General features: G+C 60.1%; 16 protein-coding genes. 6 read left to right on the top strand and 10 right to left on the bottom strand.

The annotated features are described in order from the left end of the window. Positions 1 to 47: 47 nt before the first annotated feature. From clpA to O3W47_RS22650, 4 genes are all read right to left on the bottom strand, one after another. On the bottom strand, positions 48 to 2,561 hold the full coding sequence (clpA, locus tag O3W47_RS22665) for an ATP-dependent Clp protease ATP-binding subunit ClpA (RefSeq protein WP_269314630.1): 2,514 nt from the start codon (positions 2,559 to 2,561) through the stop codon (positions 48 to 50). Between the two features lie 10 nt (positions 2,562 to 2,571). Further along, positions 2,572 to 2,928, bottom strand: a complete 357-nt coding sequence (clpS, locus tag O3W47_RS22660) for an ATP-dependent Clp protease adapter ClpS (RefSeq protein ID WP_003502541.1) — start codon at positions 2,926 to 2,928, stop codon at positions 2,572 to 2,574. Between the two features lie 283 nt (positions 2,929 to 3,211). Further along, positions 3,212 to 5,797, bottom strand: coding sequence for a cell cycle histidine kinase CckA (gene cckA, locus O3W47_RS22655; protein WP_262535195.1), 2,586 nt, complete (start codon positions 5,795 to 5,797; stop codon positions 3,212 to 3,214). A gap of 174 nt (positions 5,798 to 5,971) precedes the next feature. Next, positions 5,972 to 6,250 (bottom strand): hypothetical protein, encoded by a 279-nt coding sequence (locus O3W47_RS22650; protein WP_269314629.1) that lies wholly within the window; start codon positions 6,248 to 6,250, stop codon positions 5,972 to 5,974. A 235-nt stretch (positions 6,251 to 6,485) separates the two neighbouring features. Here O3W47_RS22650 and O3W47_RS22645 point away from each other — a divergent pair, with 235 nt between their 5' ends. After that, entirely contained in the window at positions 6,486 to 7,736 is a 1,251-nt protein-coding gene (locus tag O3W47_RS22645) for a flagellar biosynthetic protein FliO (RefSeq protein ID WP_269314628.1), read from the top strand. Positions 7,737 to 7,845: 109 nt separating this feature from the next. Here O3W47_RS22645 and dksA read toward each other — a convergent pair whose 3' ends face one another. After that, positions 7,846 to 8,265 carry an RNA polymerase-binding protein DksA gene (gene dksA, locus O3W47_RS22640; protein WP_003496274.1) on the bottom strand — a complete coding sequence of 140 codons (420 nt, stop codon included), beginning with the start codon at positions 8,263 to 8,265 and terminating at the stop codon, positions 7,846 to 7,848. 302 nt (positions 8,266 to 8,567) lie between these two features. Between dksA and O3W47_RS22635 the strand changes: the two genes are divergently transcribed. From O3W47_RS22635 to O3W47_RS22620, 4 genes are all read left to right on the top strand, one after another. Next, positions 8,568 to 9,044, top strand: coding sequence for a SixA phosphatase family protein (locus O3W47_RS22635; RefSeq protein ID WP_269314878.1), 477 nt, complete (start codon positions 8,568 to 8,570; stop codon positions 9,042 to 9,044). A 127-nt stretch (positions 9,045 to 9,171) separates the two neighbouring features. After that, positions 9,172 to 10,650: a YcjX family protein gene (locus O3W47_RS22630; protein ID WP_269314627.1), complete on the top strand. Its 1,479-nt coding sequence runs from the start codon at positions 9,172 to 9,174 to the stop codon at positions 10,648 to 10,650. Next, positions 10,647 to 11,726, top strand: coding sequence for a YcjF family protein (locus O3W47_RS22625; protein ID WP_020810822.1), 1,080 nt, complete (start codon positions 10,647 to 10,649; stop codon positions 11,724 to 11,726). Before O3W47_RS22630 ends, O3W47_RS22625 begins: the two co-directional genes overlap by 4 nt. Before the next feature lie 129 nt (positions 11,727 to 11,855). Beyond that, positions 11,856 to 12,416, top strand: a complete 561-nt coding sequence (locus tag O3W47_RS22620) for a hypothetical protein (protein ID WP_003521427.1) — start codon at positions 11,856 to 11,858, stop codon at positions 12,414 to 12,416. A 14-nt stretch (positions 12,417 to 12,430) separates the two neighbouring features. Here the strand turns inward: O3W47_RS22620 and folK are convergent, their stop codons facing one another. The 3 genes from folK to folP form a co-directional block, all read right to left on the bottom strand. Continuing rightward, positions 12,431 to 12,946 (bottom strand): 2-amino-4-hydroxy-6-hydroxymethyldihydropteridine diphosphokinase, encoded by a 516-nt coding sequence (folK, locus tag O3W47_RS22615; protein ID WP_269314877.1) that lies wholly within the window; start codon positions 12,944 to 12,946, stop codon positions 12,431 to 12,433. Between the two features lie 4 nt (positions 12,947 to 12,950). Next, positions 12,951 to 13,316 (bottom strand): dihydroneopterin aldolase, encoded by a 366-nt coding sequence (gene folB, locus O3W47_RS22610; RefSeq protein WP_003502532.1) that lies wholly within the window; start codon positions 13,314 to 13,316, stop codon positions 12,951 to 12,953. Positions 13,317 to 13,394: 78 nt separating this feature from the next. Continuing rightward, positions 13,395 to 14,180 carry a dihydropteroate synthase gene (gene folP, locus O3W47_RS22605; RefSeq protein ID WP_269314626.1) on the bottom strand — a complete coding sequence of 262 codons (786 nt, stop codon included), beginning with the start codon at positions 14,178 to 14,180 and terminating at the stop codon, positions 13,395 to 13,397. A gap of 179 nt (positions 14,181 to 14,359) precedes the next feature. Between folP and O3W47_RS22600 the strand changes: the two genes are divergently transcribed. Further along, entirely contained in the window at positions 14,360 to 14,986 is a 627-nt protein-coding gene (locus O3W47_RS22600; protein ID WP_080817134.1) for a DUF922 domain-containing Zn-dependent protease, read from the top strand. Positions 14,987 to 15,289: 303 nt separating this feature from the next. Here O3W47_RS22600 and O3W47_RS22595 read toward each other — a convergent pair whose 3' ends face one another. Both O3W47_RS22595 and O3W47_RS22590 read right to left on the bottom strand, forming a co-directional pair. Further along, positions 15,290 to 15,610, bottom strand: coding sequence for a 2Fe-2S iron-sulfur cluster-binding protein (locus O3W47_RS22595; RefSeq protein WP_003502527.1), 321 nt, complete (start codon positions 15,608 to 15,610; stop codon positions 15,290 to 15,292). Positions 15,611 to 15,740: 130 nt separating this feature from the next. Next, positions 15,741 to 16,109, bottom strand: a complete 369-nt coding sequence (locus tag O3W47_RS22590) for an Hpt domain-containing protein (protein ID WP_127756104.1) — start codon at positions 16,107 to 16,109, stop codon at positions 15,741 to 15,743. Between the last annotated feature and the right edge of the window lie 440 nt (positions 16,110 to 16,549).

Below are 16,549 nucleotides of genomic sequence, written 5' to 3'. Positions count from 1 at the left end.
AATGCCGGGCTTTCGCCCGGCATCGATTTATCGGTAGAAGACCTCGATCATTTCTTCTTCGGCACTTTCGGCACCGCATTGGTCTTGCGCCGCGGCTTGCTGTCCTCGTCCGACTTGTCGGCCTCGGCAACAAGGACATCCACCTCTTCATTGGCCTTCGCCGCCTTGGAAGCAGGTTTCGTCTTGGCCTTTGCCTTGCCGGGCGATTTGGCCGCCTTCAGTTCGGCCTCCGGCTGCGGCTTCACGGGCGCGGTCTCCGGCAGAACCTCGAGTACAAGGCCGTCGGATCCGTCATCCTTCTTGCCGACGGTGACGCTGACGACGCCGCCCTTCTTGAGCTTGCCAAAGAGGATTTCGTTGGCGAGCGGCTTCTTGATGTTTTCCTGGATCACACGCGACAGCGGGCGGGCGCCCATCTTCTCGTCGTAACCCTTCTCCGCAAGCCACGAGATCGCATCTTCATGCAGATCGAAGGTGACGTTGCGCTCGGACAGCTGGGTTTCCAGCTGCATGACGAACTTCTGCACCACCTTGTGGATAACGGCGGTCGGCAGCGGCGAGAACGGAATGATCGCATCCAGACGGTTGCGGAATTCCGGGGTGAACAGACGGTTGATCGCCTCTTCATCCTCGCCGGTGCGCCGCGAAGAACCGAAACCGATGGCGGATTTCGCCATTTCGGATGCACCCGCATTGGTCGTCATGATGAGGATCACGTTGCGGAAGTCGATCTTCTTGCCGTTATGGTCGGTCAGCGAGCCATGGTCCATCACCTGCAACAGGATGTTGTAGATGTCGGGATGCGCCTTTTCGATTTCGTCCAGCAGCACCACGGAATGCGGGTGCTGGTCGACGCCGTCGGTCAAAAGACCGCCCTGATCGAAGCCGACATAACCGGGAGGTGCGCCGAGCAGGCGCGACACGGTATGACGTTCCATATATTCTGACATGTCGAAGCGCAGCATCTCGACGCCGAGCGAGGCGGCAAGCTGCTTGGCCACTTCCGTCTTGCCGACGCCCGTCGGGCCGGAGAAGACATAGGAGCCGATCGGCTTGTTCGGTTCGCGCAGGCCCGCACGCGCCAGCTTGATGGCCGTGGCAAGCGCCTCGATGGCGATATCCTGACCGTAGACGACGGAACGCAGTTCCTTTTCAAGATTGGCGAGAACCATCTCGTCGTCCTTGGAGACCGTCTTCGGGGGAATGCGGGCCATGGTCGCGATGGTCGCCTCGATTTCCCGTTCGGTGATCAGCTTGCGGCGCTTGGAGGCCGGCAATAACATCTGCGCCGCACCGGTCTCGTCGATCACATCGATCGCCTTGTCCGGCAGCTTGCGGTCGGAAATGTAGCGGGCCGATAGTTCCACGGCAGCCTTGATTGCCTCATTGGAATATCGGAGGTGGTGGTAATCCTCGAAATAGGGCTTCAGCCCCTTCATGATGGCGATGGCGTCATCGATGGACGGCTCGTTGACGTCGATCTTCTGGAAACGGCGCACCAGCGCGCGATCTTTTTCGAAGAATTGCCGATATTCCTTATAGGTGGTCGAGCCGATGCAGCGGATCGCACCAGAAGACAGGGCCGGTTTCAGCAGGTTCGATGCATCCATCGCGCCGCCGGACGTTGCGCCGGCGCCGATGACGGTGTGGATTTCATCGATGAACAGAACCGCACCCGGATACTCCTCGAGCTCCTTGACGACCTGCTTCAACCGCTCTTCGAAATCGCCGCGATAGCGGGTTCCGGCCAAAAGCGTGCCCATGTCGAGCGAGAAGATGGTGTCATTGGCGAGCGCTTCCGGCACCTTGCCTTCCACGATGCGCTTGGCGAGACCTTCGGCAATCGCCGTCTTGCCCACGCCCGGATCGCCCACATAAAGCGGGTTGTTCTTGGAGCGGCGGCAGAGAATCTGGATCGTGCGGTTGACCTCGTCGTGACGGCCGATCAGCGGGTCGATCTTGCCGTTTTTCGCCTTTTCATTGAGATTGATGCAATAGGCCTTCAGCGCATCCTGCTGCTTCTTGGCGGACGATCCGTCTTCCTCGGGATTGCTGCGGCTCGCCTTGTTTTCGCTTTCCGGTTCATCGGCACCGCGCGGCGTGCGCGTCTGCGACGTGCCGGGGCGCTTGCCGATGCCGTGGGAGATGTAGTTGACCGCGTCGTAACGGGTCATCTCCTGCTCCTGCAGGAAATAGGCGGCGTGGCTTTCGCGCTCGGCGAAAATGGCCACAAGCACGTTCGCGCCGGTCACTTCCTCGCGGCCGGACGATTGAACATGGATGACGGCCCGCTGGATGACGCGCTGGAAGCCGGATGTGGGTTTGGAATCCTCGTCGTAACCCGTGACGAGGTTCGTCAGTTCATTGTCGACGTAATCGCTGACAGTCTTGCGAAGCGCATCGAGATCGACATTGCAGGCGCCCATGACAGCTGCGGCATCCGCGTCGTCGATCAGTGCCAGAAGGAGATGTTCCAGCGTCGCATATTCGTGGTGACGCTCATTTGCAAAGGTCAGTGCCTGGTGCAGCGCCTTCTCGAGACTTGGGGAAAAAGTTGGCACGTTGCGATCCTCATTTCTTTTCCATGACGCATTGCAGCGGATGCTGGTGCTGTCGGGCGAAATCCATGACCTGGCTTACTTTCGTCTCTGCGACCTCATATGTAAACACCCCGCATTCGCCCACACCGTGCTGGTGCACGTGCAGCATGATGCGGGTTGCCGCTTCGCGATCCTTCTGGAAAAAACGCTCCAGAATGTGGATGACGAACTCCATGGGAGTGTAGTCGTCATTCAGTAAAAGAACACGGTACAAATTCGGTCTTTTTGTTTTTGGCTTGACGCGGGTGATAACAGACGTCCCGCGGTTGGTGCCGCCGCCGTCTTCCCCTTCGCCCTCGCCCTGCATGTAGATCGGCTTAGCGATCATCTTTCATCATTCTCCAAACTGTTCTCAAACCGACAGTTCTTTGCCAGGAGGGAGAACTTCGCCTCTTCATATCTAGGTCGTTAAGACGCGATTTTAAGCCCCTTGCGAAACGGTGCAATCACTATTGCGTTTGCGAAGAGGCAAACCTCGGGAAAAGTGCGGATATGAGGGCAGCCAGGGTGCCGGAAGACACGGACCCGCAGTAGCGCCGCATTTTTCAGGCCGGATGCAAATGGATGCGACAGGTCGCGGCGCAGCCGAATCCGGTTCGCCGCCGCCGGCCTTATTCCTTGTCGTCGAGCATTTCGCGCACGGCGATGGCGAGCTGCTTGAGCGAGAAGGGTTTCGGCAGGAAACCGAACTTGGCATCCGCCGGCAGGTTCTTTGCGAAAGCATCCTCGGCATAACCTGACACGAAGATGAATTTCAGGTCCGGATAGGATTTGCGCAGTTCTCTCAGCAGCGACGGACCGTCCATTTCCGGCATCACGACGTCGGAAACGACGATGTCGACCTTGCCTTCCAGTTCCTCCATCACCTCCAGCGCCTCGGTGCCGGAGCCGGCCTCGTGCACGGTGTAGCCGCGTGTTTCCAGCATGCGCTTGCCGCCACGCCGCACCGCCTCCTCGTCCTCCACCAGAAGCACGACGGCGGATTTGCCGGTGAGGTCCAGCGGCTCTTCCTTCACCGGCTCGGCTGCGATGACCGGAGCAAGCGCCGCCTCGCCGGGCTGCCCGTTGCTCTGAGCGGCCTCCACCACATGGCGCGGCAGGTAGATACGGAAGGCGGTTCCCTTGCCCACTTCCGATTCGGGATAGATATAACCGCCCGACTGTTTGACGATGCCATAGACCATAGACAGGCCAAGGCCGGTGCCCTTGCCGACTTCCTTGGTGGTGAAGAAGGGCTCGAAAATCTTGTCCATGATCTCCGGCGGAATACCCGTGCCGTTATCGGCAACTTCCACCATCACCATGTCCTCGGCCGGGAATTCAGGACGGCCAAGCGCTGCGATTTCCTTCGCGTCGACGTTGCGCGTCCTGATGGTGATCTTGCCGCCGTCGGGCATGGCGTCGCGTGCATTGACGCAGAGATTGATGAGCACCTGCTCGAATTGCGACAGATCCGTCTTCACCGGCCACAGATCGCGGCCGTAATCGACCTCCAGCTTGACATTGGTGCCGGAAATAAGCCTGTCCACCAGCATGCGCAGATCGCCGATCACATCCGTGAGGTTGAGGATGGCCGGACGCATGGTCTGCTTGCGCGAGAACGCCAGAAGCTGGCGCACCAGCACGGCCGCGCGGTTGGCGTTGCGCTTGATCTCCATGAGATCGGCGAAGCTCGGATCGGCGGGCCGCGCCTGTAACAGCAGATGGTCCGAAGACAGCAGGATGGCGGTGAGAACGTTATTGAAATCGTGGGCGATGCCGCCCGCCAGCGTACCAACGGCATTCATCTTCTGCGTCTGCGCCATCTGGGTCTCGAGCGCCTTCTGCTCGGTCACCTCTATAGCGTAAACGATCGCCACCTCTTCCGGGGCTTCATCATCCTGATCGATCACGGCATTGACGTAGAAACGGAAATGCCTGCCCTCGTCGCTCGGATGGCGGGAATCGAACGGCGCGATATCGCCCTGACGGTCCTTGGCTTCGGCCAGCGCCTGTTCGAGCCGCGGCTTCTCATTGTCATGGATGACCGTCTCAAGCGCCACGCCACGATCGATATCGTCGCGTCCGACAACGCCGGAGAACAATTTCAGGAAGGGCGCGTTGATCCGCAGGATGCGGCCTTCGCCATCGAGCGAGGCAATCGCCATCGGCGTGTTGTTGAAAAAGCGGGTGAAACGCATGGCGGAGGAGGATTCCGTATCCTCCTGCCCCTTTGGGCGCATCAGGACGATGGTGCGGCTCTCGCCGGGCGCGCCATCTTTCGCGGTGACCTGATGCACGAGGCGGGCCGGCATGCTCTGGCCGTTCACCCGTCGCATGTCGAGATCGAGGATTTCGGTACGCTTCGCCGTGCCCTGCGGATGCACCGATTCGATCAGCGCCATGCCCTCGCCGGCGACGATATCGGAAACCGTCATCGAGCCGGGTGAAAACTGCGCGAGATCGATGCCGAGCCATTCCGACAAAGTAGCGTTCAGATAAACGATCTCGCCCTTGCGCCCGGCGGAAAAGAAACCGGCCGGGGCGTGATCGAGGTAATCGATGGCATTCTGCAATTCGCGGAAAAAGCGCTCCTGATCCTCGCGCTCGGGTGTGATGTCGGCGATCTGGAAGACATGCAGCCCCTCGCCGCCCGCATCCTTCAGCACCCGGCCCTTCAGCCTGTACCAGTGCGGCCCGGTGTTAGCGTCCTCACCCAGCGGTTTGAGCAAGCGGAATTCTTCGTAGCCGTCGCGGCCTTCGCGCAGCACGTTGATGAGCCGGTAAAGCGCTTCGGTCGATTCCCGGCTGCGCGACAGGAGCGTTTCGAGACTCTGGATATCGCTCGCCCTGGTGGTGCCGCTCATCCGGCAATAGGTGGCGTTGGCATAGACCATATGCCCCTTGGCGTCGGTAATCAGCGTGCCTTCGGGATGGGCCGAGAGAAAGCGGCGGGCAAGCCCGTCGGATTGCGACTGCGGCATGACCTCGATGAAACCGATAATCGACGAGACCAGAAAGAAGATGCCCATCATGGCCAGCACGCCAAGAATGCCGAGCACGATTTCGTTTTCGAGCGAATCCTTGAAATAGACGAAGGCGGCGGCGGCGGCGATCAGAACCAGCGCCAGAAGCAGAATGCGCAAGACCGTGCCGGAACGGGCGCGCCTGTCCACCAGCGGAAGGTCGTTGTCGCTTGTCTCGCGCACCCGTGTCATCTTGGCCTCGCAGTCGTGCAGGTCGTCATTCGGTCAGCCCTATTCCCTTGACGGAATCGGGCAGTAAAATTTCTTGTAGCAACTCGCTTGACCGGCAAAAAGCTCCGCCAGGACACAAAGGCTTAAAAACGCACAGCGAAAACGGCCTGAAAGGTGTATAAAAGTCTTAAAAGACTATGGCCTGGTACAGGTCAGCTCCTTCACCTGACATTGAATGCGCGGCGCGGAACAGACGATCTTGCCGTCAGCGACGGTACAAACCGAGCATCCGTCCGTGAAGTCGATGCAGGAAGGATGGTCGCGCACGAATTCCGCCATGGTCGCTGCGTTATCCGGCACCTTGTCTTCGGCCCACGCGATTGAAGGTGGAAGCGCGAAAAACGGTGGCAACAGCAAAACAACACGCATCACATGCCGTGCGAGGAAGCCGTCAATGCGCAATGACTGGGACATTCCGGAACGCTCCTTCGGCAAAAGAATTGCAACTTTCACTGTCTTTCAGCATTGAAGGACGAGGTATGGCGCTTTGGTGGCGTCGTTGCGGTTGAGGCGGCAATCCTGTGGGGTGAAATGAATAAACCTTGTATCGTGCCCAAAAAAATCGTCTTTTCCTGCTTGATGTTCACTTTATAAGAACCACGGCAATATTAATTGCCCAAGAAACGAAAAAGCCAAAAAATCTGAAGGGATGATCTCCATGATGGAAGATTTTATCGGCGCTTATGGAAACCGTCTCATCGTCGCGGTCGTCGGTGTGGGTGTGGCCCTGCTTGTTCTGGCGATTGCGCTGTGGCTTCTGCGCAGGCGCAGCGGCTCTGCCCCTTTCATCCGGGGCGGGCGCAACCGGCAGCCGCGCCTGCAGGTTCTCGATGCAACGGCCGTGGACGCACGCCGCCGTCTGGTGCTGGTGCGCCGTGACAATGTCGAGCATCTCGTCATGATCGGCGGTCCGACGGATATCGTCATCGAAAGCGGTATAGGCGCTATCCCCATTGTCAGGGACGTGCAGGAGCCGGAATTGAAAGCGCTGCCGCGCCAGGAAAGCGAGCAGAAGAGAGCCGAGCCGGCGATCCAGCAGGAACGTCGCCCCGCCCTGCCGCAACAGCAGCCCGTTGTGGCTGCGGTTCCCGTTTCCGCGCCTGAAGAACCCGTGAAGCAAGCACAGCGGCCAGAGCCGCCGGCACCTGTGCCCTCGCCGCGTCCAGCACCCGTTGCAGCAGCCGCCGCTCAGGTGCCGCCACGGCCATCGACCCCGCCGCAACCCGTGCCTACGCCTGTAACGGCGCGCGAAACCGCGCCGCCGGCAAGACAGGCGGCCCCCGAGCGGGAGACAGCGCGCCCCACGCCGCCGCCGATACCGGTTGCAACGGCTCCGGTCGCTGCCGTCTTGCCCATGGCGGCGGCATCGCTCGACATGGCGGCGGCCCGAACGGAACCCAGGCGTGCCGAGCCCGTCGTGCCGGCTCCGGCACCGGTCGCACCGCCGATTCCTGCACAGGCGCCAGTAGAGGCAAAGGCGGAAGAACGGACTGCGGAATTCGCCCCGCCGGTCTTTGCCGCGCGCGAGCCGGTGATCGACCAATCCATCGCCGCCGATTTTCTCGACGCTGCACGGGAGCGCGTCCTTCCCGACCTGAAGCCGGGACAGACAACGCCGCCCGCGCCTTTCCCGCCCAAGCCTGAAAATCCGGCTGTGGCTTCGAACGACGCCGAGCCGAAATTTTCCGATGAGCTCGCCAGCGATTTCGAAAGCTTCCTCGAGGCGGAGATCGCCAAAAGCAAGGAGGCGGATAATGAGCCGTCCATCGCCCCTGTCGCGGAAAAGCAGGTCAAGACACAGCCAGCTTCCCCGCCTGTCACCGGCGCTTCACCGGATGGAGACATGCAGAAGGAAATGGCGCGCATCTTCGGAGAGCTTTCCGTGACCCGCGACCGCTGACGCGCGCGGGTCTTCCGGCCAGAAATTCGAAATAGAAAAAGGGCACGGAAGCGATTTCCGTGCCCATATTATTTGTCATGCGATTTGCCCACCTCTCGGCCGCAGCGCCTTATTCGTCGCGATAGACTTTTTCGCGACGCTCGTGACGCTCCTGCGCCTCGATGGAAAGCGTTGCAATCGGGCGGGCGTCCAGACGCTTGAGGCCGATAGGCTCGCCCGTTTCCTCACAGTAACCGTAAGTGCCGTCTTCGATCCGCTGAAGAGCCGCATCGATCTTTGAAATCAACTTGCGCTGACGGTCGCGGGCGCGAAGTTCGATCGCCCGGTCCGTTTCGGAAGAAGCCCGATCGGCGAGATCGGGGTGGTTGGCGCTTTCTTCGGCGAGATGTCCGAGGGTCTCGCGCGCTTCTCTCAGGATGTCATTTTTCCAGGCGACCAGCTTCGCGCGGAAGTAAGCCCGCTGGCTGGCATTCATGAACTCATCGTCTTCCGAGAGCACATATTTGCTAAGATCGATCTTCTCACTCAACGCGATTCTCCTCGAAGAACATCTCAATGCGGCGGTGTATACTCCAATGATAGTGGCCGATTCAAGTCTGCAGATCAGTTTTCAGGCATTTTTAAAACTGACACAAAAATCATCTAAATGACTAATTTTTATCCTTTATTCGTATTGAAGCGAACTCTTCTTCAATCACTTCAACGCGACTTACCAACAGGAAAGAGGACTTGCGGTCCTGCAACCCTATCCTGTAGCATTCAGACCGTGCCCTGACATTCGAACGCCGGTCCCCGCCCTTGACAGCATCTTCCCCGAGCCGAGTTTATCTTCTGCGCCACGCCAAGGCCGCCTGGGCGGCGCCGGGAGAACGGGATTTCGACCGGGGATTGAACGAAGCGGGCTTTGCCGAGGCGGAGGTCATCGCCGATCTTGCCGCAGACCGGCATTACCGCCCCGATCTGCTTCTCTCATCCACGGCCGCGCGCTGCCGGCAGACCACACAGGCCTGGCAGCGGGCGTTCAACGAAGGCATAGACATCTTCTACGTAGATGAGATGTATAATGCGCGCAGCGAAACCTACCTTTCCCTCATCGCCGCGCAGGCGCAGGCGCAGTCGGTGATGCTGGTGGGCCACAACCCCACCATGGAGGCGACGCTGGAAGCGATGATCGGCGAGGATCTGCTGCATGCCGCCCTGCCCTCGGGCTTTCCCACCTCTGGTCTTGCCGTGCTTGATCACGATGAGAACGCCGCAAACGGTAAAAATAGCTGGCGGCTGGTCGATTTTCTCGCACCGGGCAAGTAACCGCTGCGGCGTGCCAAAAAATTCTGGAGAGAAGCCCCGCTGAAAATCCGCTGGAGCGCTTCTTTTTGGGCAGCCATACCTTCCTATATTGCAGCCGTGACCGTTAAACACAGCCAGGAAACTGCCATTGCCGCCTTCTCTTACGTCCCTGACAGACAGCGCGCTTATCGCATTCGATAATCTGGCCGACCGTGCGAGCAACCTCACCCACCCGACATTGCGGCTTGGCGTCACCGGCCTTTCGCGGGCGGGCAAGACGGTTTTCATCTCCTCCCTCGTCCACAATCTTCTGAATGGCGGCCGGCTGCCGCTGTTCGAGGCCATGCGCTCCGGACGCGTCTCTAATGTGCGGCTGGAGCCGCAGCCGGATGACGCCATTCCCCGTTTTCAATATGAGGATCATATTCAGGCGCTGGTGCGCGACCGGCTGTGGCCGGATTCGACACGGGCGATCTCGGAACTCAGGATAACGCTCGATTACCAGAGCGCCAGCGGCTGGGGCCGATGGTTTTCGGCCGGCAAGCTTTCCATCGATATCGTCGATTATCCCGGCGAATGGCTGCTCGACCTGCCGCTTCTGTCGCAAGACTATAAACAGTTCAGCGACGCGACCGTCGCCCTTGCCGGAAACGGCATCCGCGCCGAACTGGCGCAGGAATGGCTGGCGATCGCCTCTTCGCTCGATATCAACGCACCGGCCGACGAGATGACGGCCCGACGTCTGGCCGAAAGTTTCGCAGCCTATCTGAAGGCCTGCAAATCCGATGAAAGATCGCTTTCCACCCTGCCGCCCGGCCGCTTTCTGATGCCCGGCGATCTGGAAGGATCGCCCGCGCTCACCTTCGCACCGCTTCCCGGCCTGACGGACGAGAAAGCGCCGAAAGGCTCGCTGCGCGCCATGATGGAACGGCGCTATGACGCCTACAAGTCGATTGTGGTCAAACCCTTCTTCCGCGAGCATTTCGCCCGCCTCGACCGGCAGATCGTTCTGATCGACACGTTGCAGGCGGTCAATCGCGGCCCGGAAGCCGTGCAGGATCTGGAGCGGGCGCTGGGCGACGTGCTTGCCTGTTTCCGCCCCGGCACCAACAGTCTGCTGTCGTCGCTGATCGGCCGGCGTATCGACAAGGTGCTGATCGCCGCCACCAAGGCCGATCATCTGCATCACGAAAGCCACGACCGGCTGGAGCGCCTGACCCGCCGTCTGGTGGACCGCGCCATCACCACCATCGGCATGAATGGCGCCGGCATCGAGGTCATGGCGCTCGCTTCCGTGCGCGCCACCAGAGAGGCGAGCGTGCGACAGGATGGCCACGAGCTGCCCGTTATCGTCGGCACGCCCATGGCCGGTGAAACCATCAATGGCGAGACCTTCGACGGCAATCGCAAGACGGCGATCTTTCCCGGCGATCTGCCTGAAGATCCCGAGCCGCTTTTCCGCAGCATCGACAGGGATGGCGACAAGGCGTCGCTGCCGGACGTCAATGTCGTGCGCTTCCGCCCGCCGAATATAGACGAGCCGGGCAGCGGCGGCATCCGCCTTTCCGTTCCCCATATCAGGCTCGACCGCGCCATGCAGTTCCTGTTCGGAGACAAGCTCGCATGAAGCTTCCCACACAAAACGATCCGCAGGCGCGCCGTCCGGCCGCTTTCACGCTTGAAACCGAAGAGACGGCACGACCGTCCGCCGCACAGAAACGCGCGCCGCGCAGCTTCGACGCCGAGATTTCGCTGACGCCCGACGAGGACGATCCGTTTCTGGCGCCTGAGGAGATCGATGCCGCCGCGCTGCCGGTGGCGTCTCCGAAGAAAAGCCGCTTCTCCTTCGGCAAGCTTGCGCTCGGCGCGCTTGGCGTCCTGTTCTCGCTTGCCTTCGGGCTCTGGGCGGATCAGCTCATCCGCAACCTGTTCTCCCGTTCCGACTGGCTGGGTTACACGGCCACTACCGCTCTTATTGTGGCGCTTTTCGCCGTTCTCGTTCTCGTCGGCCGGGAAGTCTTCGGCATCATGCGGCTTAACGCCGTGCAATCCTTGAAGGCCGATGCCGAGACGGCGAGCCTCGACAAGAGCCCGAAACCCGCACGCGCCATAGTCACCCGCCTGAATGCCGTTCTCTCCCACCGGGCCGAAACGGCCAAGGGGCGTGCGGCGCTGAAGGAAACGGAAAACGATGTGATCGACGGCCCGCATCTGATCGAGCTTGCCGAACGTGAGTTGCTCGTTCCGCTCGACAGGCAGGCCCGCGCCCTCATTCTCAATTCGTCCAAGCGAGTCTCTGTCGTCACCGCCGTCAGCCCGCGCGCGGTGGTCGATCTCGCTTATGTGTTGTTTGAAGTGACGCGGCTGGTGCGCGCCATGGCGGAGCTTTATGGCGGCCGTCCCGGCACACTCGGCATGCTGAAGCTGCTGCGCGATGTCGTCGCCCATCTTGCCGTCACGGGCTCGATCGCCGTTGGCGACGGGCTCGCCCAGCAGGTTCTCGGCCACGGTCTTGCCTCGAAACTCTCGGCGCGACTCGGCGAAGGCGTCATCAACGGCCTGATGACGGCGCGAATCGGCATTGCCGCGATGGATCTGTGCCGTCCGCTGCCGTTCAGGGCGGTGAAGCGGCCGGGGATCGGCGATTTCATGTCCGACCTCACACCCGATTTAAGCGGTGGAAAAACCGGTGAAAAAGCCTGATTACCCGGGCCTGGGCGGTTCAAAAGGTTACGAACGAAGCCGCAAATGAAAGCGAAATAAACCAAGCATTAACCATTCCGCCGGTAGATTGCAGCCTATCGAACAGGCATCTTCGCCGGGGAAAGTATCATGTATTCGCGCTTCTTTTCGCTTGTGGGCGGGCTTGCCGCCATATTGTCCGTCAGCGGCGGTTTCGGCATGTCTGACGTCCATGCCGCATCGCGCGATCGCGACGACGTGTTCTTCCGCTCCGTGGCCGGGGTGTGGAAAGGCCCGGGCGAAATCGTCGCCGGCAAATACAAGGGCACGAAGTTCACCTGCGATCTGACGGGCGAGCCGCTCGACGACAAGCAGACCGGCATCAAGCTCGGCGGCACCTGCCGCGTCGGCGTCTTCAGCCAGCCGATGTCTGCCGTCATCAGCCAGAAGGGCAACTCTTACGAGGGCAAATTCCTCGACGGTGCTGAAGGCAAGGGACTGGACATCACCTCCGGACAGGTCAGCGGCGACAAGGTCGTCGTCGGCATCAACCGTGCCAAGCTCAACGGTGCAATGGTCGCCCGCGTCTCGAACGACAATTCGATGAACATTACCATTTCGGTCAAGGTCGCCGACCAGATGATCCCGGTCATCGGCGTGACGCTGGCGCGCGATATCGACCAGCTCGCCGTCGGTTCGATCAAGCCGTAAAAGCCATACTCTTCTCAGCCATCGCCAAGCGGGAGTGTCCACCACTCCCGTTTTTCGTTTGCTCTGACAATGCCCGTCTTGTCCGCCTGCTGAAGCCATTGCCGCACGGGCTTGCCTTTTACCTCAAGGTCGGGCGCGATATCGGCAAGCGGCATCAGCACGAAAGCGCGCTCCGTCATGCGCGGATGCGGCACCTCGATGCTTTCCGTTACGAGAGATTCATTCCCATAGGTCAGCACATCGATATCGATGCTGCGCGGCCCCCAGCGCTCCGTGCGCACCCGCTTCATGCTCTTTTCGATGTCGAGGCATAATTGCAGCAGCGCAGGCGCTGAAAGCGAGGTTTCGACCAAGGCGCAGCAATTGAAAAAATCCGCCTGATCCGTCTTGCCCCAGGGCGGCGTGCGGTAAAGGCCGGACACGGCCAGAAGGCGGCAATCGTCACGCGCATCAAGTTCGCGGAGAGCCCTTGACATGGCTGCGGCAGGATCGCCGATATTGCCGCCGAGCCCCAAGGCGGCGACGGTCATCTTGTCAGGCACGATGTTCAACGCTCACCTGCGCATAATCGAGAATGCCGGGAACCGGCGCCGAGGGTTTGCGTACCGTTATCCTGAGCCAGACGATCTGCGGATAACGGGCGCGAAGCGCCTTGGCGATGTCGTTCGCCAGCGCCTCGATGAGATAACGGCGCTGGCCGACGACGATTTTTTCGATGACGGCGAAAGCCACGCCATAATCGACGGTATTTTCGATATCGTCGGTTTCCAGCGCATCACCGGCCTCGACTTCCATCTCGGCATCGACGAAAAAGCGCTGGCCAAGCACCTCCTCCTGCTCGAGAAGACCATGACGGGCGAAAAAGGAACAGTTTTTCAGGATGATGGTATAGCGGCTCATCGCATCGCCTCCATGGCAGGACTGTTTCGCCAAAAAGCCGCGCCACCTTCCGGACACGGCATTCGGGCACTCGTTGACTTACGCATCGGCCTTTGCCGACGTTTTGGCAAGAACCGCATCGGCGATTGCCAGCGCATCGCGGGTCGCGGCGACATTGTGCACGCGAAAAATCGAAGCGCCGGCAAGCCGCAGTATCGCGGTTGTCGCAGCCGTTCCGATATCCCGTTCATGGGCCGCATCCCGGCCCGTCAGCGACCCGATGAAACGCTTGCGCGACGTACCGGCCAGAACCGGCAGGCCGAAGGCGGCAAGTTCGCCGAAACGCGCCATCAGCGCGACATTTTCGCTCTCGTCCTTGGCGAAACCGAAACCGGGATCGAGCACGACGGCGTCACGGGCAATACCCGCATCAGCGGCGATCTCCAGCGAGCGATTGAGGAATTCGAACTGGTCGGCGATGACATCCGCAAGCTTCTGCCGGTCGCGGCCGGTATGCATGATGCATACGCCGGCGCGGGTGGCGGCGACCACACCGGCCATCTCCGGGTCTTTCTGCAGGCCGAAGACATCATTGACGATATGTGCGCCTGCCCCGACCGCCAGCCGCGCTGTCGAGGCGCGATAGGTGTCGACGGAAATCAGCACATCCGTCTCGCGGCGCAATTTTTCGATGACGGGAAGCACCCGGTCCTGTTCTTCGGCTTCCGTCACCGCGGCCGCACCCGGCCGGGTGGATTCGCCGCCGATATCGATGATGTCAGCGCCCTCTTCCACGCAGGTCAGCGCATGGGAAAAAGCCGCATCGACGGCGAGATAACGGCCGCCATCGGAAAAGGAATCGGGCGTTGCATTGACGATGGCCATAATACGGCCACGCCCATCAAGTTTCAGGGAGCGGCCATGGGCCGCTTGCCACGCGTTGCTGCCGGCTGTTATCACGTAACACGCGCCTTTCGGGAATAACGGAGTGTTATGCCAATTCTTATAAGTTCCGCTCCGCCTATGCAGCAAACCTTTTTCAAGTTCAACCGGAAGGCCGGGTCATGACCAAATCATCGCGTGCTCTTTGCGCCGCTTTAGCGGCCGCAGTGGCACTTTCCCTACCCGGATCGGCTTTTTCCGAAACCATCGTCCGCAAGACCTATTCCTATTTTTCGATCAGCGGCAAAACCGCCGCCGACCTCGACCAGCAGCTTTCCAGGCACGGCCCGCTGACGCGCAATACCGGCGCGCGCCATCCCGGCGCCACCGAAATCAAATTCGGCGGCGAGCTCACCTATGTCGAGAAAAACGGCCTTTGCAGCGTTGGAACGGCCAAGGTGGTGCTGAATACCCGCATTCTCCTGCCGCAATGGAAAAACCGCCGCCGCACCACGGCGGAACTGGCCTTCATCTGGGATACGCTGCTTGCCGATATCAAGCGCCATGAGGAACGCCACGCGGAAATCGCCCGCACTCACGCCCGCTCGCTTGAAAGACAGCTGACGTCGCTTCGCCCGCAGAAGAGCTGCGAGACGCTGCAGGAAATGGTCGGCAAGATCACCCAGACGGTGATGGACGAGCACGACCGGGATCAGATGCGCTTCGACGTCGTGGAATCGAAAAATTTCGATGCCCGGATGACACGGCTTTTGAAAAACCGGCTCGAGCAGGGCCAGAACCGCCGCTGAGCGGTCTTACACCCCATCTCATTCCCTTAACATCAAGCACGGACATGACGTTACGTCATGTCCGATATCACCCGTGAATTCTCGTGATGGTGCCGTCGCCAAGACTCATTGTACGTTCTTCGTACGGTATCGGACCATTCGGCCAAGCGGCTTGAGGGCTCCAGCCGTCTCCGGTTCTCCCGGTGCGCACTTGAGGGCTCGCAGGTGTTTCCTCCCTCGCCTGCATGCTGCGTACCCGCCTCGCCCCGCTCCCCGCTACCAGGTGAGCGGGGCTTTTTCTGCGTTCAGCGATGACGAAAGATGTCAGCCCTGACGTTCGGGAACATGGACGACGAGACCATCGAGTTCGTCGTTCATCTTGATCTGACAGGAAAGGCGCGAGGTGGGGCGCACGTCAAAGGCGAAGTCCAGCATATCCTCTTCCATCGGTTCCGGGCCGCCGACGCGCTCGGCCCAGGCGTCGTCGACATAGACATGACAGGTCGCACAGGCACAGGCGCCGCCGCATTCCGCATCGATGCCGGGAATGGAGTTGCGCACCGCATTCTCCATGACGGTGGAGCCGTTGCTCACGTCGAGTTCATGGGGCGTGCCATCAAAGGCAACGATGGTCAGTTTTGTCATGCCGGAAATCCAAAATGTGATCTAAGAACTGTTCTAAACACATAGAAAGGCCGGTCCGCCTTGGCAACCCGCTTCAAGGGCGCACAGACGCAACCGGCCTTGCAAAATGCCAAATTTGATATGTTGCGCCTCAGCGGCAGAGCTTGAGAATGAAATTTTCGGCCTCGACGATGGTCGCCGCGAGTTTTGCTATCGCCGCGCTGTCATTGCCCTTGTCCTCCACCACGGCTGCGGCCGCAGAAACGGCCGAGGCGCCGACGGCCTGCGCAGACCCCTTCAAACGATGGGCCGTCGCGATGACCGCCTTGTCGTCGGCGCCTGCCATTTCATGCAGGGCGGTGCGGGCGTTGCGGCTGAAGAGTTGCAGTACCTCAATCTCCAGATCCTTGTCGCCCATCGTCTGCCGGGCGAGATGATCGAAATCGATGGGTTTTTTACCGGCGGCGGGCGCACCGCCGCAATTGTCGGGAGCTTCGAAAGCAATACTGACCGCTGCCATGGCTGAAATTCCTGTCTCGCCGTTTCCTGTTTCGTGTCACATCTGTGTCGTATTCACGCATCCGGGCCGCTGCTATCGGCTTAAATTACGGCGTGACGCGGGCGAAAATCTTCTGCTATGGTTAATTTATGTTAAACTTATGCGAAACAAGGCGTTCAGCGTGAAACTCAGGTTTAAAAACTGTTAAAAAGCCGACACTTCGCCACCGCCGCAAATCCGCATTAATTGTTTCGAACACCTAAATGTGTCACTACGGTACCGCCGTTCCCACGAGGCTTAAGCTCAAGCTTTGTTATTGCGGCACAGTGATGTAATTTCGCCCGAAAGCTGGACCACCAGCATTTCGGGATTTGGTAAATGGCGGAATTGTTCTCTCTTCGAGGGATAATGTTCCGCTGGCATGATGGCGGCAGTCCGCTTGCGGAACGCAAGTGGTCAAC

Origin of the sequence: Agrobacterium sp. LMR679 (genome assembly GCF_027157905.1) — a bacterium.
Taxonomy (GTDB): Bacteria; Pseudomonadota; Alphaproteobacteria; order Rhizobiales; family Rhizobiaceae; genus Agrobacterium; species Agrobacterium leguminum.
The sequence above is the reverse complement of the archived record's forward strand: the minus strand, read 5'-3'. Positions and strand labels throughout refer to the sequence as shown.

Excerpts from the sequence above, each read along its gene's own strand:
- clpS (WP_003502541.1), bottom strand. The coding sequence starts at position 2,928 with ATGATCGCTAAGCCGATCTACATGCAGGGCGAGGGCGAAGGGGAAGAC.
- cckA (WP_262535195.1), bottom strand. The coding sequence starts at position 5,797 with ATGACACGGGTGCGCGAGACAAGCGACAACGACCTTCCGCTGGTGGAC.
- O3W47_RS22650 (WP_269314629.1), bottom strand. The coding sequence starts at position 6,250 with ATGTCCCAGTCATTGCGCATTGACGGCTTCCTCGCACGGCATGTGATG.
- O3W47_RS22645 (WP_269314628.1), top strand. The coding sequence starts at position 6,486 with ATGATCTCCATGATGGAAGATTTTATCGGCGCTTATGGAAACCGTCTC.
- O3W47_RS22625 (WP_020810822.1), top strand. The coding sequence starts at position 10,647 with ATGAAGCTTCCCACACAAAACGATCCGCAGGCGCGCCGTCCGGCCGCT.
- O3W47_RS22620 (WP_003521427.1), top strand. The coding sequence starts at position 11,856 with ATGTATTCGCGCTTCTTTTCGCTTGTGGGCGGGCTTGCCGCCATATTG.
- folK (WP_269314877.1), bottom strand. The coding sequence starts at position 12,946 with ATGACCGTCGCCGCCTTGGGGCTCGGCGGCAATATCGGCGATCCTGCC.
- folB (WP_003502532.1), bottom strand. The coding sequence starts at position 13,316 with ATGAGCCGCTATACCATCATCCTGAAAAACTGTTCCTTTTTCGCCCGT.
- folP (WP_269314626.1), bottom strand. The coding sequence starts at position 14,180 with ATGGCCATCGTCAATGCAACGCCCGATTCCTTTTCCGATGGCGGCCGT.
- O3W47_RS22600 (WP_080817134.1), top strand. The coding sequence starts at position 14,360 with ATGACCAAATCATCGCGTGCTCTTTGCGCCGCTTTAGCGGCCGCAGTG.
- O3W47_RS22595 (WP_003502527.1), bottom strand. The coding sequence starts at position 15,610 with ATGACAAAACTGACCATCGTTGCCTTTGATGGCACGCCCCATGAACTC.
- O3W47_RS22590 (WP_127756104.1), bottom strand. The coding sequence starts at position 16,109 with ATGGCAGCGGTCAGTATTGCTTTCGAAGCTCCCGACAATTGCGGCGGT.